The sequence below is a fragment of the Rhodococcus koreensis genome (assembly GCF_900105905.1).
Taxonomy (GTDB): domain Bacteria; phylum Actinomycetota; class Actinomycetes; order Mycobacteriales; family Mycobacteriaceae; genus Rhodococcus_F; species Rhodococcus_F koreensis.
The window spans coordinates 1,708,386-1,727,690 of the sequence record NZ_FNSV01000005.1 but is presented as its reverse complement, the minus strand read 5'-3'; the positions used below and the strand labels follow the sequence as shown (position 1 = coordinate 1,727,690).

The following is a 19,305-nucleotide window of genomic DNA, read 5'->3' as shown; positions in this document are numbered from 1 at the left end:
AGCCGACCGCCACGCGGACACCGCGGCACACCGGTCGTACATGTCGGGTTCGGCGAGGGAGTACACCGTGGGCAGCAGACGCTGGTAGCGGCCGCTCCGGCACCGGGAGGCGATGGTGCTACGCGGGATTCCCGCGTCGGTCAGTTCTTTCAGGGTTCGTATGTGTGCACTCATGATCGACAGCATGGGGTGGCGCATGTCACCTCTCCGGCGCGCGAACTGGGACTTCGGGTTCGCCTGTGGATGGGCACGAGGTTGTGGATGAACGCTGCCGCGAGCGCTTATCCTGCGCACATGAAACGTAGCCGCGGGGTGCCGATGATCCGGGCTTCGCGGGGGAATCCTCAGTCGGCGGCGATCACTCGGCTGGCGTTGGCGTATGCCCGGCTGTGGGGTGCGCGCATCACGTTCGACGCCGAGTTCGGCCTCTTCGTGTGCAGCGGCATGCGCGGTGGGTACGCGCGGGGCGGGACGACGATAGGCGGTGCGTTTCTCACCGGCCGGGAACCGGCGAGATCGCTCCTGCGACACGAAGCGGTCCACGCCGACCAGTGGGCGACGTACGGGTGGGCCTTCGCGCTGCGGTACCTGTTCGAGGAGTCGAGGCGCCGCGGCGCCCGGAACAGGTTCGAGATCGCCGCGGGCCTCGCGGACGGCGGCTACCGGGACAGCTGACGGGTGATCTTCTCGGTGTCCACGCGCCGCGCCTGAGCCGCGGTGTCGGCGTTGGCGACCTGCACCAGTGACGCGCCGGCCGCGAACACCGCCACCAGACCGTCGATCAGGGCGTCGGGGGAGTCCCACGCCTCGACGGACAGCACCCGGTCGGTGCCGGTGATCCCGTGCGACTCGGCGGACGCCAGGGCTGCGGCGAGAACGTCGTCGACGCTCTTGCCCGCCAGTGCGGGTCCGGCGACCGTCGGCCGGAACTGGTCGCCGTGAACGCGCACCGAGGTGGCGTAGTCGGTGATGCCGACGGGAAGGTCGGGAACGGGGCGGCCGAACGCGTCCAGCGACAGCGCCGCGACCTCCGGAACGTCCTCGACGTCGCCCAGGCGTGCAGCGGAGACGAGGGCGATCTCGGCGTCCGCATCGGGTTCGAGGACGACGTCGGCGCCGGCCCACCAGGCGCCGAGGAGGACCGCGGCGGTCTGCCAGTGTGCGGGCAGGAGCACCGCGACGCGGGCGCCGGGTTCGACGGCGAATTCGTCGCGCAGCAGGTTGGCGGTCTTGGCCGCCCAGTTGGCGAGGGTGAGGGCCGAGAGTTCGACCCGTTCGCCCGTCGCGTCGTCGTAGAACGTGACGCGCGGTCCGGCCGGGTCGTTCTTCAGGATGGGGTCGAGCAGGGCGTCGGTCAGCGTGCGGGACGCATGGTTCATGGACACAGTCCGTCTCTCGTTTTCTAGTTCACACAACGCGGGCCCGACGAGCCGGCATCGATGGGCGGGCCGGGCGGTGCCGGGGTGGGTGTCGTTCCTGCCGTGGAGACGGGTTCGAGGCCCGTCTCCGAGGACTCGGACGACGAGGTGGTGCTGATGGTCTCCGCGGACGTCGGCCCCTGGTAGTCACCGGCCAGCACCACCCGGACCGAGCCTTTCGGCAGGGTCGAATCGGTATCGGTGGGGAGCCCGCCGAGCGCGGCCGCGACCGCCTTGGCGCTGTCGTCGTCCGCGGAATGCGCGAAGACGGTGGTCTTGCTCACCGCTTTGCCCGTGTAGTTGCCGATCTCACCCTGTCCGTAGCCGAGTGATGTCAGGGCGTCGGCCACACCGTTCGCGAGGCCACCGACGTCGCTCGCGTTCGCGACGTCGACGGTGACGGTCGACGCGTCGATGTCGGGTGTCTCGGACTTGGTGGTGGTGTCCTCCGAGTCGGTGGGCTCCTCGCCGACGAGACCGGCCACGTACTTCTTCACGTCCTTCGGCTTGACCTCGACGATGGACTCGCCGTAGTCGGTCATGCCGTTGAGATCTGCGACCGGAATGGTCTCGAACTGCACCTTGCCGCCGGCGAGGTCCTGCAGCTGGGTGGCGAATTCGATGATGTCCCAGTCGTCGTCGAGCACGACCGAGCGCTGCACCGCGCCGCTGAGTTCGTTCAGCTTGCCCGGGTCGCTGAGAGTCTTCGCGGACAGCACCTTGCCGACGAGCGAGGCCATGAACACCTGCTGGCGCACGATGCGGTCGAGGTCGCCGCGGGGGAGGTCGTGGCGCTGGCGGACGAAGCTCAGTGCGTCCGCGCCCTTCAGCGTCTGCTCCCCGGCGGGGAAGTGGGCGCCGGACATGTCCTCGTCCACCGGTTCGTTGAGGCAGACGTCGACACCGCCGACCGCGTTGGTGAGGAGGACGAATCCGAGCAGCCCGACCTCGGCGTAGTGGTCGACGGTGATGCCGGTGAGGTCTGCCACCGAGTGGATGAGCGCCTCGCGGCCTGCCTTCGTCGACTCCTCCTCGGCCTCCTTGTCGGTGGCTCCGTCCTCGACGAGTTTCAGCCGCTCGGTTTCCTTGGTGGCGCCGTAGGCGGCGTTGATCTTCGACATGCCGATCCCCGGCACGTCGACGTACGAGTCGCGGGGGATCGAGATGGCGGTGGCGGAACTGCCGTCGTTCGGCACGCGGATGAGGACGATGGTGTCGGTGTTGGACGCCACCTCCTCGCCGGCCCGCAGCGAGTCGAGTTCCTCCTGGGACAGCGGGTTGCCGTGGGCGTCGGTGCGGCTGTCGGTGCCGACCATGAGGATGTCGACGGCGCCGTCGGCGCTTCCGCCGAGTCCGAGACCGCCCGCGGTTGCCAGATTGTTGCGCAGCGAGTCGATGCTCCGCCACGCGAATCCCGTGACGACGAGTGCGAGCACCGACAGCACCGCGACAGCGATGTGAATCGGCCGCCGAGCGGTGCTCGGGGGTGCGTCTGGTGCGGGTTGCTCGTGTGACACGGAAACCAGGCTACTGGTCGACGCGGCTGGAGCAGGGAGGCGTGGATCGGCGTGCCAGACTGGGCGCCGTGACGAACATCCTTGTGACCGGCGCCCGGGGACAGCTGGGTGGGCACCTTCTCCGACGAGCCGAGGCCTCCGGGATTCCGGCCCGGGGACTGGGCTCGGACGAGCTCGACATCACCGACCGCGACGCGGTGCTTGCGCAGATCGAAGCCGGTTCGGTGGTGATCAACTGCGCCGCGTACACCGCGGTGGACGCCGCGGAGTCGGACGAGGACACTGCGCGGGCGGTGAACGAGGACGGTCCTGCGAACCTGGCGGCGGCGTGCGCCCGGGTGGGTGCCCGGCTGATCCACGTCTCCACCGACTACGTGTTCGCCGGGGACGGCGACACGCCGTACGAGGTGGACGCCCCGACCGGTCCCGCGACGGTGTACGGACGCACCAAACTCGCCGGCGAGCGTGCCGTCCACGCTGCCCTTCCGTCCGCGCACGTCGTGCGCACCGCCTGGGTGTACAGCGGGGTGGGTTCCGACTTCGTCTCCACCATGCGCCGCCTCGAGCGTGAACGTGACACGGTCGACGTCGTGGACGATCAGGTGGGCTCGCCCACATTCGCCGGCGACCTGGCCGATGCGCTGCTCGAACTGGCCGGTCGCAGCGACATCGGAGCGCCGGTACTGCACGCCACCAACTCGGGCCGGGCAAGTTGGTTCGACCTCGCGCGGGCCGTGTTCGAGGAAGCAGGTGCGGACCCACAGCGCGTGCACCCGTGCACGAGTGCCCAGTTCGTGCGCCCCGCCCCGCGACCGGCGTTCTCGGTGCTGTCCGGCCGCGCGTGGGCCGACGCCGGGCTGACCCCGTTGCGGCCGTGGCGGGACGGGTTGCGCGCCGCTCTGCATGCCGCGGTGTGAGGGGGACCCTCTTTCAACGGCTACGCTTGCCCGCGTGAGTTCGAAGCTGGCCGTGGTGACGGTGACCTATTCGCCAGGTGAGCATCTGGAGCAATTCCTGGGCACTCTCGCCGAGGCGACGAAAGAAGATCCGCAGGTCGTGATGGCCGACAACGGATCGACGGACGGCGCCCCCGAGGCCGCGGACGCGGCGCACGAGCACGTGCGCCTGCTGCGCACCGGCGGGAACATCGGCTACGGCGGTGCCATCAACAGGGCTGTGGCGGAGATCGACGAGGACATCGAGTTCGTCGTCATCGCCAATCCGGATGTTCGCTGGGCGCCCGGATCGATCGACGTTCTCCTCGCGGCCGCCGAGCGCTGGCCGCGTGCGGGGGCGCTCGGACCTCTCGTTCTGGAACCCGACGGAAGCATCTACCCATCGGCGCGCCAGGTCCCCGACCTCGTGTCGGGAGCCGGGCATGCGGTGCTGGGCACGGTATGGCCGTCCAATCCGTGGACTGCCGGCTACCGCCAGGAGAACGAGACGGTCAGCGAGCGGTCCGTCGGCTGGTTGTCCGGTTCGTGCCTGCTGATGCGTCGCGTCGCCTTCGACTCGATCAACGGCTTCGATTCCCGCTACTTCATGTACATGGAGGACGTCGACCTCGGCGACCGCCTGGGCAAGGCCGGGTGGCTCAACGTGTACGTGCCCTCCGCCGAGGTCACCCACGCGAAGGGGCACGCCGCGGGCAAGCATCCGGAACTGATGCTGCCCGCTCACCATCAGAGCGCGTACCGGTTCCAGGCCGATCGTCATCCCCACTGGTGGCAGGCGCCACTGCGGTGGGCACTTCGGGGAGGATTGGCAGTGCGGTCGAAGATCGCCGTGGCTGCCGCAGTCCGGGAACGACGCAGAAACCAGAACGAGGGGGGAACGACTCATGGCAATTGAGAAGACGACCGATGCAGTTGTGCTGGTCGGCGGTCAGGGAACGAGGCTTCGCCCGCTGACCCTGTCGGCGCCCAAACCGATGCTGCCGACGGCGGGTCTGCCGTTCCTCCAGCATCTGCTGGCGCGGATCGGGGCGGCCGGGATCACGCACGTCGTGCTCGGCACGTCCTTCAAGGCGGAGGTCTTCGAGGAGTACTTCGGGGACGGTTCCAAGCTGGGGCTCGAGATCGACTACGTCACAGAGACCGAACCGCTCGGCACCGGTGGCGGCATCCGCAACGTTCTGCCGAAGCTGCGCGGCGACCACGCCATGGTCTTCAACGGCGACGTCCTCGGCGGCACCGATCTGGGGGCGATCCTCGACACCCACCGCAACCGGGACGCGGACGTCACCCTGCACCTCGTGCGGGTGGGGGATCCGCGGGCGTTCGGCTGCGTGCCAACCGACGCCGACGGCCGGGTCACCGCGTTCCTCGAGAAGACGCAGGACCCGCCGACCGACCAGATCAACGCCGGCTGCTACGTCTTCAAGCGCGAGATCATCGAACGGATCCCCGAGGGCCGTCCGGTGTCGGTGGAGCGTGAGGTGTTCCCGTCGCTGCTGGCCGAGGACGCCCGCGTCTACGGGCACGTCGACTCGTCGTACTGGCGCGACATGGGCACTCCCGAGGACTTCGTGCGCGGGTCCGCGGACCTGGTGCGCGGCATCGCTCCGTCGCCTGCGCTCGACGGGCCGCGCGGCGAATCGCTCGTCCACCCCGGGGCGGGTGTCGCGCCGGGCGCGCTGCTGATCGGCGGAACCGTTGTCGGCCGCGGCGCCGAGGTGGGTGCGGGCGCACGACTCGACGGCGCAGTGCTGTTCGACGGCGCCGTCGTCGAGGCCGGTGCGACCGTCGAACGGTCCATCATCGGTTTCGGCGCGCGCATCGGTCCGCGGGCCCTCGTGCGGGACGCGGTGATCGGTGACGGCGCAGACATCGGCGCCCGGTGCGAACTGCTGCGCGGGGCCCGGGTGTGGCCGGGCGTGACGCTGCCCGACGGCGGGGTGCGGTTCAGCACGGACGTGTGAGAGATGAAGCGCCCCTAGCGCAATCCGGCGAGGTGCACGAGGTGGTCGATCGTGGACTTCTCCGCGTTCGGCGGCAGTGCGTCCACCGGCCACCAGCGCAGATCCGTCGATTCGGAGCTTCGCACGATGTGGGCGCCTGCACGCGAGCGGACGAGGAACCGGAGATCCAGGTGCCGGGTGGGTTGTCCGAGTGAGCACGTGATCGGGTGGGTGTGCGCCGACAGCAGTTCGGGGTCGATCCGCAGGTCGGGAATCCCCGATTCCTCGCACGCCTCCCGCAGTGCGGCGTCGACGACGGTGTCGTCGGAAGGCTCACAGTGCCCACCCAATTGGATCCACCGGCCGACCCGGGGATGCAGGGTGAGCAGCACATGACACCCTCCCTCGTCCAGGACGAGGGAGGAGGCCGTGATGTGTCCGGGCGCGTACTCACGCAGGCACCCGAGCGGCGCGGAGGCGAGGAACGCAAGCATGGTGTGCCGCAACGATTCGTCGTTCTCGTCGAGCGTCTTCCAGCCCTCGAGCGCGGCGGTCGCGGTGCGGTGCAGTGATTCGGCGCTCATGGTGTGTGGGTCATTTCTCGATGAGGGCGTCGCCGGGGTCGGTGGGCCGGCGGGGTGTGAGTGGTTCGAGGGGGTAGCCGACGGCGATCGCGCCGAGCGGCTGCCAGTCGTCGGGCAGGTCGAGGACACCGCGCACGGTGTCCGGGGCGAAGATCGTCGAACCGATCCAGCAGCTGCCGATCCCCTTGGTCGCCAGCGACACCAGCAGCCCCTGCACGGCCGCACCGACCGCGACGGTGAACATCGTCGCCTCCGCCGCCCGCCGACGCGGATCCGGGTAGGGGTGCGCACCGTCGGGCACGCAGAACGGGACGATCACCTCCGGCGCGTCGAACAGGATGTTCCCCCGCGCCACCCGCGCCGCCACCGCCGCCCCGTCCATGCCGTCGGCGGTCAGGTCGGCCTGCCACCGCTCCCGCATCGCGGTCAGCAACTCCTCGCGCACCGTGCGGGTGCGGACCCACACGAACCGCACCGGCCGGGTGTGATGCGGCGCCGGGGCGGTCAACGCCTCTCCGATCGCCGCCCGCACCGCACCCGGGTCGACCGGATCGTCGGCGAACTCCCGGACCGAGCGGCGCAGCAGCACCGCCTCCGCCCGCCCCCGCTCCACCGACTCGGCGGTCCCGAGCCAGAACAGGTCCTCCTCACCGGCCCGGATCAGATCCCGCGCCCGCGACCCGTCGTCGGCCAGACCCAGACCGCGGACCACCGCGACCGGCACCCCACCGAGCTTGCCCTTCACCAGATCCCCGGCCGCGGCGATCTCGTCGGCCACCGCGACCTCCGTCACCATGAGTTCGTTGCCCTGCGAGTCCCGGGCCCCGGCGTACCCGTGCAGCACCGGTACCCCGGCCGCACCGATCGCGGCGTCGATCTGGCCGTTGCGCCATGCCCGGCCCATGGTGTCGGTGACCACCACCGCCACCGTGACACCGAGCGCCCCGGCGATCGCCTCCCGCAGCCCGCGGGCGCTGCCGTCCGGATCCTCCGGCAGCAATGCCAGTTCCGTACCCTCCACATTCGAGCCGTCGATACCGGACGCGGCCTGCACGATCCCCAACCGGTTCTCGGTGATCAACGTCCGGCCCCTGCGGGCGACCACCCGGACCGCTTCCTGCTCCACCAGCCGCCGGCGGGCTGCGTCCCGCTCCTCCGGATCGGCCGGGGACGGCACGATCCGGCCCTCCACCTTCGAGAACACCTTGCTCGTCACCACCAGCACGTCACCACCGCGCAGCCACGGCGCCGCCGCGACGATCGCGGCGGCCAGGTCGTCGCCGGGCCGGAACTCCGGCAACCCGGTCACCGGCAGGATCTCGATCGCACCGCCCGGCGCGTGATCCACCCGGGATGCACCGGTCGGTGCGGTCACAGGGTCACCCCGGCCACGTCCAGCGCCGCCCGCACCATCGCGGCGGTGGCGTCCGGGTCGGACATCAGCAACGGCACACTGGCCACGGCCACCCCGGGGACGTCGGCGGTGTCGGTGTCGTGGACCAGCCACCCGTCGAGGATCCCCGTGCCACTCCGCGCCCCGTACCAGCGCCCGATCGCCTCCGCGGAGGTTTCCACCCCGATCACGTCCAAACATTCGTCGGCCATGCCGCGCAACGGTTTCCCGCCGACGATCGGCGACACCCCGACCACCCGCGCGGTGGTGGTGCGCAGCGCCCCCCGGATCCCCGGCACCGCCAGGATCGCCCCGACGCTGACCACCGGATTCGACGGCGCCAGCAACACGATGTCGGCGCCCTCGATCGCCTCCAGCACCCCCGGCGCCGGGGACGCCTGCTCGGCGCCGATGTGCGCGAAGCTGTGCGTCGGGACCTGCGCGCGGTGCCGAACCCACCACTCCTGGAAGTGGATCGCCCGCTGCTCCCCGTCCTCCGGGTCGGTGATCACCACGTGAGTCTCACTCCGATCGTCGGTGACCGGCAGCAACGTCACCCCCGGCCGCCACCGGTTGCACAACGCCTCGGTGACCGCCGACAACGGATACCCCGTCCGCAGCATCTGGGAGCGGATCAGATGCGTCGCGATGTCCCGGTCGCCGAGCCCGAACCACTCCGGCTTCGCCCCGTACGCGGCGAGTTCCTCCTTCGCGTTCCAGGTTTCACCCGCATGCCCCCACCCCCGCACCGGGTCGATACCCCCGCCGAGGGTGTACATGCAGGTGTCCAGATCCGGGCAGATCCGCAACCCGTGCATCCACACATCGTCACCGACATTGACCACCGCCGTGATCCGATGCGACGAACCCCCACCATCCGGCGCATCAACACCGAGAAGCCGCCGCACCCCTTGCAGGAACCGGGCCCCACCGACCCCGCCAACCAATACAGTCACGTTCACGGTGCAAGCCTAGGCGGTGGCCGTCGGCGTCCGGTGGGCTGCTTCCCCAGGGCGATTGGAGAGCGCGAAATAGTAATCGACTTTTTGCCGTTAGCTTGACCGCGACACGCTGGGCGTGTCTAATCACAAATATGTCATTCCAACGTTGCGGACGTGGAATCACTTGCAGCGGGGATCAATTCGAACGGTTGTTCGAACGGGGTGGCAGGGGTGTTCGGTTCGGGGTACATGATCGATCAAAATTTTCTGCGCTATCACAGGTGAGGAGGCGGAACGATGCCCAATGAGCAGCTCGAGTCGGAGACTCGCTGGAGCACAGTAAGCGACGAACCGCAGACCAATTCCGAAGCAGGCGCAGCGGACGGCGTCTGTGTTCAAGAAGTCTGTGTGCAAGAAGACGGTGTGCAACAAATAAGTGTGCAAGAAAGCAGTGTGAAAGAAATTCCTGTGCCGGAACTCGTCGCGCAGGAAGTCGAGACGGCGGGCCCCCGCCCGGTATTGAGTCTGGTGACCGGTTTCGACGAATTGTTCGACACCATCGAGGATCAGTGGCAGGAACGTGCACTTTGCGCGCAGACCGACCCTGAGGCCTTCTTCCCCGAAAAGGGGGGCTCCACCCGAGAAGCGAAGCGCATCTGCCTCGGCTGCGAGGTGCGGGACGAATGCCTCGACTACGCACTGGCCAATGACGAGCGGTTCGGTATCTGGGGTGGTCTGTCGGAGCGTGAGCGCCGGCGGCTGAAGCGGGGGATCGTTTAGTCAGTCATCATCGCCCGGCAGATCCGGGTCGATGACCTCGGGTTCGACTCCGAGGTAGGTGCTCACCTGCTGTACGAGCACGTCGTGCACCAGGTCGGTGAGATCGTCCGGATCCTTGGCGCGCTGTTCCAGCGGTCGCCGGAACAGGACGACTCGCGCCCGCGTCGTGGATCCGTGCCGGTCGATGCCTGCCGGGATCAACCGGGACAGCGGCACGGGCCCGTCCGCCACGACCTCGGCGGGCCAGTTGACCGAATCCGGGTCGAGCGCATGAATCTTCGGGACTTCGTCGACAGCGATGTCCAACTTCGTGAGGCGTTCACGCCAGCGTGAGTCGATCGGCGCGAACGCCTCCAGAACCACCAGATCGAATTTCTCCGCGCGGCTGCGTCGCGCCGGCGCGTCCGGGGGGAACACGGACCCGCGGATCCCACGTCCCCGTCGGTCGACGGATCGGGTGGTGACGGGACGCCTGCGTCGTGCTCTGGACATGGAGTGGACATTACGACAGCCGGACACTGTCGGTGTGTCCGAGTAGGTGTCGGGCCTTCGTGGGGCTAGGCTTCTTAGCTGTGAGATCTCTGCGTCGATGCTGCCGCCCCGGGTGCAAGAACCCCGCTGTCGCGACGCTCACGTACGTCTACTCGGACTCCACCGCCGTCGTCGGCCCGCTCGCAACTGTCGACGAGCCGCACTCGTGGGATCTGTGCGAAACGCACGCGTCGAGGATCACCGCACCCAAGGGCTGGGAACTGGTTCGGTACGAGGGCGGATTTTCGTCGAGCACCCCGGACGAGGACGATCTGACCGCGCTGGCGGAGGCCGTGCGGGAGGCGGGCCTCGGCGATCGTGGGCGGTCCGAGCGGACCGTGTCCACCGAGGAGCGCGCCGAAACCGGCACCCAGCCCGGCCCGGCTCGTACCGGCCGGCGTGGCCACCTGCGGGTTCTTCCCGACCCTGCCAACTGACGTCCCAGCTCGTCCCGGGCCTGCGGTCCGCGGCGTGCCGTGCCCGCGACGGGCAGGCATTAGGCTTGCGCCAGCACTGGTGCTCGTAAAGGAGAAAACAGAAGTGGCGCGATCAGCCGAGTCCGTACATGCCGTGATCAAGGCTTACGACGTGCGGGGTGTCGTCGGTGAACAAATCGATGCCGCGTTCGTGCAGGACGTGGGTGGCGCGTTCGCACGACTCGTCCGTGCGGAGAGTGCCACGAAGGTCGTGATCGGTTACGACATGCGTGCGTCGTCCCCGGAACTCGCCCGCGCGTTCGCCGACGGTGTCACCGCCCAGGGTCTGGACGTCGTGCTCATCGGACTCGCGTCCACCGATCAGCTGTATTTCGCTTCGGGACTGTTCGACTGCCCGGGTGCGATGTTCACCGCGAGCCACAACCCGGCGAAGTACAACGGCATCAAGCTGTGCCGCGCGGGCGCGAAGCCGGTGGGGCAGGAGACGGGCCTCGCCGCGATCGCCGCGGAGGTCGTCGACGGGGTGCCCGCGTACGTCGGCGCCGCGGGTGAGGTGTCCGAGGAGGACGTGCTCGAGCAGTACGCGAGTTTCGTCCGCGGGCTGGTGAACCTGTCCGGCCTCCGGCCGCTGACGGTGGCCGTGGACGCGGGCAACGGCATGGGCGGGCACACCGTCCCCGCAGTGTTCGAGCCGATGCCGGTGAAGCTGCAGCCGCTGTACTTCGAACTCGACGGCACGTTCCCGAACCACGAGGCGAATCCGCTCGACCCGGCCAACCTGGTGGATCTGCAGCGGTACGTCCGGGAGACCGGTGCCGACATCGGTCTGGCTTTCGACGGTGACGCCGACCGCTGCTTCGTGGTCGACGAGCTCGGCAACCCGGTGTCGCCGTCCGCAGTGACGGCCCTGGTGGCCGAGCGTGAGCTGGCCAAGGAGCCGGGCGCAACCGTCATCCACAACCTCATCACCTCCCGCGCCGTGCCGGAACTGGTCACCGAACTGGGTGGACACCCGGTGCGCACCCGGGTCGGGCATTCGTTCATCAAGCAGCAGATGGCCGAGACGGGGGCGATCTTCGGTGGCGAGCACTCCGCTCACTACTACTTCCGCGATTTCTGGGGCGCCGACTCCGGCATGCTCGCCGGGTTGCACGTCCTCGCGGCACTGGGGGAGCAGGACCGTCCGCTGTCCGAACTGATGGCCAAGTACGAGCGGTACGCGGCGTCCGGAGAGATCAATTCGACGGTGTCGGACGCCGTCGAGCGGACCGACGCGGTGGTGGCGGCGTTCGCCGATCGCACCGCGGGTGTCGACCGGCTCGACGGTGTCACGGTCGAATTGCAGGGCGACGCGTGGTTCAACCTGCGCGCCTCCAACACCGAACCGCTGCTGCGACTCAACGTCGAAGCGCCCACGACGGCAGACGTAGATGCACTCGTTACCGAGATATTGGGCATCGTCCGAGCCTGACTGCCATAGTTGGAATAACAAGGTTCTGCTCGTGCTGCGAATGTGGCTTGCACTGATGAGGCTTGCACTGACGAAGAAAGGGGGTGCGGTGTCATGACAGCGCCGACGCCCCTGCTCGATCTGGACGACGGGGACGCACTGGTTTCCGCGGACACCGAGGGCGTACTCCGTTCCGCCGCAATGGGGGGTGCCCAGATCCGGGCCACCCGGTCCGCGGTCGAGGAAGGGGCTCTCGAACGACTGCAGGGGCTGCGTCCGCGCAGCGTGGTGGTGGTCACCGGCGCGGGGCGGGCCAGCCGCGGTGCCGGGATCCTGACGGCGGTCCTCGCCGAACGGATCGGATTCCCGCTGGTGCGCGCCACCCGGACCCCCGTCTGGGTGGGTCCGCTCGATGTGGTCGTGGTGGCCGGCGACGACGCAGGCGACCCCCGTCTCGTGCAGGCCGTCGACGCGGCGGTCCGGCGCGGCGCCGAAGTGGTGGTCGCAGCACCGGACGAGGGACCCTTGCAAGCGGCAGCGGCCGGACGCGTCGTCATGTTCGCGCCGCGGGTCCGGGCACTGACCCGGCACGGTCTGCTCCGGTACTTCGCGGTTCTGCTGGCCGTCCTGCGGGTGGTCGGTTCGGAACGCTGGGGCGACGAGGTCCCCGACCTCGAGCAACTCGCCGACGCGGTCGACGGTGAGGCGCTGCGCGACCGGCCGAACAGCGAGGTGTTCCACAACCCGGCGAAGTCTCTGGCCTCCCGCATGCAGGGACGCCGCATCGTGCTGACCGGTGATACGGAGAGCACGGTGGAGTTGGCCCGGCACGGCGCCGAGGCGCTGCTGCACGCCGGCCGCGTGGCGACGGCGTCGGAGCTTCCGGACGTGCTGAGCGCGGCGGGCACGTTCCGCGTCGACCAGGCGCTCTCCGCGCACGACTCGATCTTCCACGATCCCGAACTGGACGGTCCGCCGCCGGCGAGCCCGGTGCGCACGTTCGTGCTGTCGGCCGATGCCGACCGGATGCTCGTCGAACGCAGGATCGCGGTCCTGGGCGACGTCGACCTCGTCGTCGCGTCGTCCGACGAGGGGCAGGTCCCCTCGCAGCGCCCCGAATTGGAACAGGCGGCGGTTCTGGTCGGCAGGCTCGACATGACTGCCGCGTATCTACAGTTGATCGGCGGTATCTAGTGCACCGACTCGAAGGTGCGCTCCGGTCCTACGCGTGGGGATCGCGCACCGCCATCGCACAGCTGCGCGGACTTCCGGTTCCCACGGCCCATCCGGAGGCGGAACTGTGGCTGGGCGCGCACCCCGGTGATCCCGCCCGCGTCATCACCGACGAGGGGCCCCGGTCTCTTCTGGACCTGGTGCACGCGGAGCCCGAACGTCAGCTCGGGAAGCGCAGTGTCGAGACGTTCGGCGAGCGCCTCCCGTTCCTCCTGAAGTTGCTCGCGTCGGAGGAGCCGCTGTCGTTGCAGGCGCACCCGAGCGCCGAGCAGGCGTGGGAGGGCTTCGCCCGGGAGAACGAGGTGGGAATCCCCCTCGAGTCCTCCGTGCGCAACTACAAGGACGCCAGCCACAAACCCGAACTCGTCGTGGCCCTCAGCAGGTTCCACGCGCTCGCCGGTTTCCGGGACCCTCAGCGCACAGTCAAGCTGCTCGAGGCGATCGCCGTTCCGGAACTGCAGCCTTACGTGGGCCTGATTGCCGGCCAACCCGACTCGGACGGTCTCCGCGCGCTGTTCACCACGTGGATCACGTTGCCGCAGCCCGTGCTCGGTGCGCTGATGCCGAGGGTGCTCGACGGATGCGTCGACTATCTGTCGAACACCAAGGACGGTGAATTCGCGGCGGAGGTCCGCACTGCCCTCGAACTGAGCGAGGTGTACCCGGGGGATGCGGGTGTGCTCGCCGCGCTCCTGCTGAACCGGGTCACCCTCGAACCGGGGCAGGGTCTGTACCTCGACGCCGGCAACCTCCACGCCTACCTGCACGGGATGGCGGTCGAGATCATGGCCAACTCCGACAACGTGCTGCGCGGGGGACTGACGCCGAAGCACGTGGACGTACCGGAGTTGCTGCGTGTCCTCGATTTCGACACCGTCGACATTCCGATCCTGGAGGCTCGGGAGCGGCCAGGCGGGGGCGAATTCGTGTATTCGACGCCGGCGCCGGAATTCGTCCTCGCGCGGATCGATCTGTCACCGGCCGGCCCGGCGGAGCACCGGCTCGACTCGGATGGGCCGCACATTCTGTTGTGCACCTCGGGTTCGGTGGAGCTGCGGTGTGGATCCGACGGCCTCGAACTCTCCCAGGGAAACGCCGTCTGGATCGCGGCCGAGGACCCCGAAGTGGTGGTGACGGCGGGCACCGAGTGTGCCCAGTTGTTCAGTGCGAGGGTCGGCTCCCCGATCGCGCGTAGCCTGTGAGCCGCCCTGCGATCCGGGAAGGCCTCCGCGGCCCGTCGTCGTGAGGGTCGTGTGCGACCGAGAGGAGGAGTCAGTTGTCGGCTCATGGGGGAAAGAAGGCGATTCTCGCCGCGCTCGGTGCCAATGCCGGCATCGCGGTTGCCAAGTTCGCCGGCTTCCTGATCACCGGCTCGTCGTCCATGCTGGCGGAATCCGTGCACTCGGTGGCCGATACCTCCAATCAGGGCCTGCTCCTGCTCGGCCAGAGGAAGGCCGAACGCGCCGCCGACGATCTGCACCAGTTCGGCTACGGGCGCAGCCGCTACTTCTATTCGTTCGTCGTCGCGCTCGTGTTGTTCAGCCTCGGTTCGCTGTTCGCGATCTACGAGGGCATCCACAAGATCCAGCATCCCGAGGAACTGTCGTCGCCACTCGTGGCGGTGGTCATCCTGGTGATCGCCATCGCGCTCGAGGGGTTCAGCTTCCTCACCGCCATGCGGGAGTCGCGTCCGCTCAAGGGGCAGGCGAGCTGGTGGGGATTCATCCGCACGTCGCGCAGCCCGGAGCTACCCGTCGTGCTTCTCGAGGACACCGGCGCACTGGTCGGTCTCGTGCTCGCGCTCGGCGGTGTCGGTCTGACGATGCTCACCGGCGATCCGGTGTGGGACGGGGTCGGCACCCTCTGCATCGGCGCCTTGCTCGGCGTCATCGCGATCATCCTCATCGTCGAGATGCAGAGTCTGCTGATCGGTGAGGGCGCCACCGCCGACGAGGAGGCGAAGATTCTCGCCGCCCTCGCCGACGGCGAGCAGATCGAGCGCGTCATCCACTGCAAGACGCAGTACCTCGGGCCCGAGGAAATCCTCGTGGCGGCGAAAGTGGCGATGGCCCCCGGTTCGGACATCGGCACGATCGCCGAGGCCATCGACGAGGCCGAGGCGCGGGTGCGGCGCGCCGTCCCGGCGGCTCGCCGCATCTACATCGAACCCGACCTGTTCCGGGCAACCGAAGGCATAGGCTGAACGGCAACTTTCGATTGAGGAGGCTGATGTGGCCATCCAGGACAAAGGCAGCGGAGGACCGGATATCGGCGGCAGGCCGACCGGATTGTTCCGCACCAAGTCGATCGAGCAGTCGATCCGCGACACCGACGAACCGGAGACCAAACTCCGCAAGGATCTGACGGCGTGGGACCTGACTGTCTTCGGTGTCGCAGTCGTCATCGGTGCCGGCATCTTCACGCTCACCGCGCGCACCGCAGGCAACGTCGCGGGTCCCTCGGTGTCGGCGGCGTTCGTCATCGCCGCCATCGCGTGCGGCCTCGCCGCGCTCTGCTACGCGGAGTTCGCCTCGACCGTTCCGGTCGCGGGCAGCGCGTACACGTTCTCCTATGCGACGTTCGGTGAACTGGTCGCGTGGATCATCGGCTGGGACCTCATCCTCGAATTCGCGCTCGCCGCGTCGGTCGTGGCGAAGGGCTGGTCGCTCTATCTCGGTGAGGTGATCGGCAACCATTCGCCGATCGCGCAGATCGGTTCGGTCAAATTCGACTGGGGCGCGGTACTCATCGTCGCGATCATCACCGTCGTGCTGGCGACGGGCACCAAGCTGTCGTCGCGCGTCTCACTCGTGATCACCTCGATCAAGGTGGCCGTCGTCCTGGTCGTCGTGGTCGTCGGCGCGTTCTACATCGACCCCGACAACTACTCGCCGTACATTCCGCCGTCCGAGGCGGGCAGCACGGGCGAGGGTATCCATCAGTCCCTGTTCTCGTACGCCACGGGCGCGGGCGGCAGCACGTTCGGCTGGTACGGGCTGCTCGCGGCGGCCAGCCTCGTATTCTTCGCGTTCATCGGGTTCGACATCGTCGCCACCACCGCCGAGGAGACGAAGAATCCGCAGAAGGCGCTGCCCCGCGGAATCCTGGGCTCCCTGCTGATCGTGACGATCCTGTACGTGGCGGTGACGCTGGTGCTCACCGGCATGGTCGACTACCACGAATTGGCCGGGGACAGTTCCAATCTGGCCACCGCCTTCGGCATTCACGGGATCACGTGGGCGAAGAACCTGATCTCGTTCGGTGCACTGGCCGGCCTGACCACCGTGGTGATGGTCCTCATGCTCGGGCAGACCCGCGTGCTGTTCGCCATGTCCCGGGACGGGCTGATGCCGAGGCGGCTGGCGCCGACCGGCAAGCACGGCACCCCCGTTCGGATCACCGTGCTCGTCGGTGTCGTGGTGGCCGTGCTGGCGGGCGTCTTCCCGATCGGCACCCTCGAGGAGATGGTGAACATCGGAACGCTGTTCGCGTTCGTCCTCGTGTCGATCGGCGTGATCGTGCTGCGCCGCACCCGCCCGGACCTGCCCCGCGGATTCCGGGTCCCGTTCGTGCCGGTGGTGCCCATCCTCGCGGTTCTCGCCTGCGTGTGGCTGATGGTCAACCTGTCCGTCGAGACGTGGATCCGGTTCATCGTGTGGATGGTGCTCGGTGTGATCATCTATTTCGCCTACAGTCGCCGTCACTCGATGATGGAGCGGCGGAGCCGCGGCGAGGTCTGACACGCCGGAGGGTGTCCTGCTGGGGCGCAGGGGGTTTCGGTGCCTCGCGGTGGTGTGCCGCCGTAATTCGTTGGGACGACTCCCCGGACGAGCGGAGCCGACCGGATTACGGTGCGGCGAAAGCGGGGCACTAAGGTCGTCGCCATGACTTCGTCGCGTGTCCGGGTGCCCTATCAGGAGGCTGCGCGGCTGCTGCTGCGTCAGTCGGTGCTGGACGCGATGCGGGATCTCCTGTTCGAGAAGGACTGGTCCGACATCACGATGTCGGATGTCGCGGCCGGTGCCGGGGTGAGCAGGCAGACGCTCTACAACGAGTTCAAGTCCCGGCAGGGGCTGGCGGAGGCGTACGCCCTCCGGCTCGCCGACGAACTGGTCGACGCGGTCGACGAGGCGCTGGTGACGAACGTCGGGCAGGGCCGCGCCGCGCTGCTCGCCGGTTTCACCGCGTTCTTCGCGGCCAGCCTGTCCGACCCTCTGGTGCAGTCACTTCTGCGCGGCGAGACCAAGCCCGACCTGCTGCGGCTGATCACGACCGAGAGCGCCCCGATCATCGAGCGGGCGTCGACGCGGCTCGCCGAGGTGTTCCAGCGGGGCTGGGTGCGGGCGAACCCGTCGGACGCGGGGATCCTCAGCCGCGCCATCGTGCGTCTCGCTATGAGTTACATCTCGATGCCACCCGAATCCGAGGCCAACGTCGCCGAGGATCTGGGTGCTCTTCTGGGTCCTTTCGTGGACGAGGCGGTCGGCGGAGCCGATCGGGAGTGATCGCCCGGCCGCGCAGCGTCACGTGAGTGTGACCCCCGGGCCGCAGTACCGATAGCCTTGACCGAAACAGCAGTCAACCAGGAGAGGCAGATGACGACCTCAGTTTCAACCACGCCCGTGGCCGAGAGCCGTAACGGGATCGATTTCAAGGTGGCGGACCTTTCGCTCGCCGAGTTCGGCCGCAAGGAGATCCGGCTCGCCGAGCACGAGATGCCGGGACTGATGGCCCTCCGTCGCGAGTACGCAGAGGTGCTGCCGCTCAAGGGTGCTCGCATCTCCGGTTCGCTGCACATGACCATCCAGACGGCCGTGCTCATCGAGACGCTCACCGCGCTGGGCGCCGAGGTCCGCTGGGCCTCGTGCAACATCTTCTCGACGCAGGATCACGCCGCCGCCGCGATCGTCGTCGGCCCCCACGGCACACCGGAGGAGCCGCAGGGCACCCCGGTCTTCGCGTGGAAGGGCGAGACGCTCGAGGAGTACTGGTGGGCCGCCGAGCGGATGCTCACCTGGCCGGACGCCGACAAGCCGGCGAACATGATCCTCGACGACGGCGGCGACGCCACGATGCTCGTCCTCAAGGGCGCGCAGTTCGAGAAGGCGGGCGTCGTACCGCCCACCGACGACGACCAGGATTCCGACGAGTACAAGGTGTTCCTCGCCCTGCTGCGTCAGTCCCTCGAAGCAGACAAGACCAAGTGGACGAAGGTTGCGGAGTCGGTCCAGGGCGTCACCGAGGAGACCACGACCGGTGTCCTGCGTCTGTACCAGGTCGCTGCTGCCGGTGAACTCGTCTTCCCGGCCATCAACGTCAACGACTCGGTCACCAAGAGCAAGTTCGACAACAAGTACGGCACCCGCCACTCGCTGCTCGACGGCATCAACCGCGGCACCGACGTGCTGATCGGCGGCAAGGCCGCGCTCGTCTGCGGTTACGGCGACGTCGGCAAGGGTTGCGCAGAGGCGCTGCGCGGGCAGGGTGCCCGCGTCGCGGTCACCGAGGTCGACCCCATCAACGCCCTCCAGGCACTGATGGACGGCTTCGAGGTGAAGACGGTCGAGCAGGCCATCGGCTGGGCCGACATCATCATCACGTCCACGGGCAACAAGGACATCATCACGTTCGATCACATGAAGCAGATGAAGCACCAGGCCATCCTGGGCAACATCGGTCACTTCGACAACGAGATCGACATGGCCGGCCTCGAACGTTCCGGTGAGATCACCCGCATCAACATCAAGCCGCAGGTGGACGAGTTCCGGTTCAAGAACGGCCACTCGATCATCGTGCTGTCCGAGGGGCGCCTGCTGAACCTCGGCAACGCGACCGGCCACCCCTCGTTCGTGATGAGCAACAGCTTCTCCAACCAGGTGATCGCCCAGATCGAGCTGTGGACGAAGCCGGAAGAGTACGACAACGAGGTGTACCGCCTTCCGAAGCACCTCGACGAGAAGGTCGCGAAGATCCACGTCGAGGCCCTCGGTGGCACCCTCACCAAGCTCACCAAGGAGCAGGCGGAGTACATCGGCGTCGACGTCGAGGGCCCGTTCAAGCCCGAGCACTACCGGTACTAGAGGCCGCGGCGTCCCCCGGTCCGTCGCGTGCGGGCCGGGGGA

At 68.4% G+C, this 19,305-nt stretch carries 19 protein-coding genes; 13 read left to right on the top strand and 6 right to left on the bottom strand.

The annotated features are described in order from the left end of the window. The first annotated feature begins 294 nt into the window (after positions 1 to 294). Positions 295 to 675 carry a hypothetical protein gene (locus BLV94_RS12815; RefSeq protein ID WP_072951205.1) on the top strand — a complete coding sequence of 127 codons (381 nt, stop codon included), beginning with the start codon at positions 295 to 297 and terminating at the stop codon, positions 673 to 675. On the opposite strand, the gene BLV94_RS12810 is transcribed toward BLV94_RS12815, so the two are convergent. Together BLV94_RS12810 and BLV94_RS12805 are read right to left on the bottom strand one after the other, a co-directional pair. Further along, entirely contained in the window at positions 660 to 1,379 is a 720-nt protein-coding gene (locus BLV94_RS12810; RefSeq protein WP_072951202.1) for a TIGR03089 family protein, read from the bottom strand. The genes BLV94_RS12815 and BLV94_RS12810 overlap by 16 nt on opposite strands. A gap of 23 nt (positions 1,380 to 1,402) precedes the next feature. Further along, on the bottom strand, positions 1,403 to 2,935 hold the full coding sequence (locus BLV94_RS12805) for an LCP family protein (protein ID WP_443096534.1): 1,533 nt from the start codon (positions 2,933 to 2,935) through the stop codon (positions 1,403 to 1,405). A gap of 68 nt (positions 2,936 to 3,003) precedes the next feature. On the opposite strand from BLV94_RS12805, the gene rfbD reads away from it, so the two are divergent. The 3 genes from rfbD to manB are packed head-to-tail and all read left to right on the top strand — an operon-like array spanning position 3,004 to position 5,855. Continuing rightward, positions 3,004 to 3,852, top strand: coding sequence for a dTDP-4-dehydrorhamnose reductase (rfbD, locus tag BLV94_RS12800; protein ID WP_072951220.1), 849 nt, complete (start codon positions 3,004 to 3,006; stop codon positions 3,850 to 3,852). 34 nt (positions 3,853 to 3,886) lie between these two features. After that, positions 3,887 to 4,786 (top strand): glycosyltransferase family 2 protein, encoded by a 900-nt coding sequence (locus tag BLV94_RS12795; protein WP_072951200.1) that lies wholly within the window; start codon positions 3,887 to 3,889, stop codon positions 4,784 to 4,786. Beyond that, complete coding sequence (gene manB, locus BLV94_RS12790) at positions 4,776 to 5,855, top strand: mannose-1-phosphate guanylyltransferase (protein WP_072951197.1); 1,080 nt, start codon at positions 4,776 to 4,778, stop codon at positions 5,853 to 5,855. The genes BLV94_RS12795 and manB overlap by 11 nt, the downstream gene beginning before the upstream one ends. 14 nt (positions 5,856 to 5,869) lie before the next feature. Here manB and BLV94_RS12785 read toward each other — a convergent pair whose 3' ends face one another. The 3 genes from BLV94_RS12785 to cofD are packed head-to-tail and all read right to left on the bottom strand — an operon-like array spanning position 5,870 to position 8,773. Continuing rightward, positions 5,870 to 6,418, bottom strand: a complete 549-nt coding sequence (locus BLV94_RS12785; protein ID WP_072951194.1) for an NUDIX hydrolase — start codon at positions 6,416 to 6,418, stop codon at positions 5,870 to 5,872. A gap of 10 nt (positions 6,419 to 6,428) precedes the next feature. Beyond that, entirely contained in the window at positions 6,429 to 7,793 is a 1,365-nt protein-coding gene (locus BLV94_RS12780) for a coenzyme F420-0:L-glutamate ligase (RefSeq protein ID WP_072951192.1), read from the bottom strand. Further along, complete coding sequence (gene cofD / locus BLV94_RS12775; RefSeq protein ID WP_074933733.1) at positions 7,790 to 8,773, bottom strand: 2-phospho-L-lactate transferase; 984 nt, start codon at positions 8,771 to 8,773, stop codon at positions 7,790 to 7,792. Before cofD ends, BLV94_RS12780 begins: the two co-directional genes overlap by 4 nt. Before the next feature lie 498 nt (positions 8,774 to 9,271). On the opposite strand from cofD, the gene BLV94_RS12770 reads away from it, so the two are divergent. After that, a complete protein-coding gene (locus BLV94_RS12770; protein ID WP_167372239.1) occupies positions 9,272 to 9,532 on the top strand; it encodes a WhiB family transcriptional regulator in 261 nt (86 codons plus the stop codon). On the opposite strand, the gene BLV94_RS12765 is transcribed toward BLV94_RS12770, so the two are convergent. After that, the gene (locus BLV94_RS12765) at positions 9,533 to 10,024 is read right to left on the bottom strand and encodes a metallopeptidase family protein (RefSeq protein ID WP_072937618.1); all 492 of its coding nucleotides are present in this window, start codon (positions 10,022 to 10,024) and stop codon (positions 9,533 to 9,535) included. It abuts the gene before it with no gap. A gap of 80 nt (positions 10,025 to 10,104) precedes the next feature. On the opposite strand from BLV94_RS12765, the gene BLV94_RS12760 reads away from it, so the two are divergent. The 8 genes from BLV94_RS12760 to ahcY all read left to right on the top strand — a co-directional run bounded on the left by BLV94_RS12760 (position 10,105) and on the right by ahcY (position 19,263). Next, complete coding sequence (locus BLV94_RS12760; RefSeq protein ID WP_072937619.1) at positions 10,105 to 10,500, top strand: DUF3499 domain-containing protein; 396 nt, start codon at positions 10,105 to 10,107, stop codon at positions 10,498 to 10,500. A 103-nt stretch (positions 10,501 to 10,603) separates the two neighbouring features. Beyond that, entirely contained in the window at positions 10,604 to 11,971 is a 1,368-nt protein-coding gene (locus BLV94_RS12755) for a phosphomannomutase/phosphoglucomutase (protein ID WP_072937620.1), read from the top strand. 93 nt (positions 11,972 to 12,064) lie between these two features. Continuing rightward, positions 12,065 to 13,144 carry a tobH protein gene (locus BLV94_RS12750; protein WP_072937621.1) on the top strand — a complete coding sequence of 360 codons (1,080 nt, stop codon included), beginning with the start codon at positions 12,065 to 12,067 and terminating at the stop codon, positions 13,142 to 13,144. Continuing rightward, the gene (gene manA, locus BLV94_RS12745) at positions 13,144 to 14,385 is read left to right on the top strand and encodes a mannose-6-phosphate isomerase, class I (protein ID WP_072937622.1); all 1,242 of its coding nucleotides are present in this window, start codon (positions 13,144 to 13,146) and stop codon (positions 14,383 to 14,385) included. Before BLV94_RS12750 ends, manA begins: the two co-directional genes overlap by 1 nt. Positions 14,386 to 14,459: 74 nt before the next feature. Beyond that, positions 14,460 to 15,386, top strand: coding sequence for a cation diffusion facilitator family transporter (locus BLV94_RS12740; RefSeq protein WP_072937623.1), 927 nt, complete (start codon positions 14,460 to 14,462; stop codon positions 15,384 to 15,386). Positions 15,387 to 15,414: 28 nt separating this feature from the next. Beyond that, on the top strand, positions 15,415 to 16,923 hold the full coding sequence (locus tag BLV94_RS12735; RefSeq protein ID WP_072937624.1) for an amino acid permease: 1,509 nt from the start codon (positions 15,415 to 15,417) through the stop codon (positions 16,921 to 16,923). A gap of 144 nt (positions 16,924 to 17,067) precedes the next feature. Next, a complete protein-coding gene (locus tag BLV94_RS12730) occupies positions 17,068 to 17,688 on the top strand; it encodes a TetR/AcrR family transcriptional regulator (RefSeq protein ID WP_072937625.1) in 621 nt (206 codons plus the stop codon). A gap of 90 nt (positions 17,689 to 17,778) precedes the next feature. Then, a complete protein-coding gene (gene ahcY, locus BLV94_RS12725; RefSeq protein WP_072937626.1) occupies positions 17,779 to 19,263 on the top strand; it encodes an adenosylhomocysteinase in 1,485 nt (494 codons plus the stop codon). The last annotated feature ends 42 nt before the right edge of the window (positions 19,264 to 19,305 follow it).

Bases quoted from the DNA above. Each gene is read 5' to 3' on its own strand.
- BLV94_RS12815 (WP_072951205.1), top strand. From the start codon at position 295: ATGAAACGTAGCCGCGGGGTGCCGATGATCCGGGCTTCGCGGGGGAAT.
- BLV94_RS12810 (WP_072951202.1), bottom strand. From the start codon at position 1,379: ATGAACCATGCGTCCCGCACGCTGACCGACGCCCTGCTCGACCCCATC.
- manB (WP_072951197.1), top strand. From the start codon at position 4,776: ATGGCAATTGAGAAGACGACCGATGCAGTTGTGCTGGTCGGCGGTCAG.
- BLV94_RS12785 (WP_072951194.1), bottom strand. From the start codon at position 6,418: ATGAGCGCCGAATCACTGCACCGCACCGCGACCGCCGCGCTCGAGGGC.
- BLV94_RS12765 (WP_072937618.1), bottom strand. From the start codon at position 10,024: ATGTCCAGAGCACGACGCAGGCGTCCCGTCACCACCCGATCCGTCGAC.
- BLV94_RS12750 (WP_072937621.1), top strand. From the start codon at position 12,065: ATGACAGCGCCGACGCCCCTGCTCGATCTGGACGACGGGGACGCACTG.
- BLV94_RS12730 (WP_072937625.1), top strand. From the start codon at position 17,068: ATGACTTCGTCGCGTGTCCGGGTGCCCTATCAGGAGGCTGCGCGGCTG.
- ahcY (WP_072937626.1), top strand. From the start codon at position 17,779: ATGACGACCTCAGTTTCAACCACGCCCGTGGCCGAGAGCCGTAACGGG.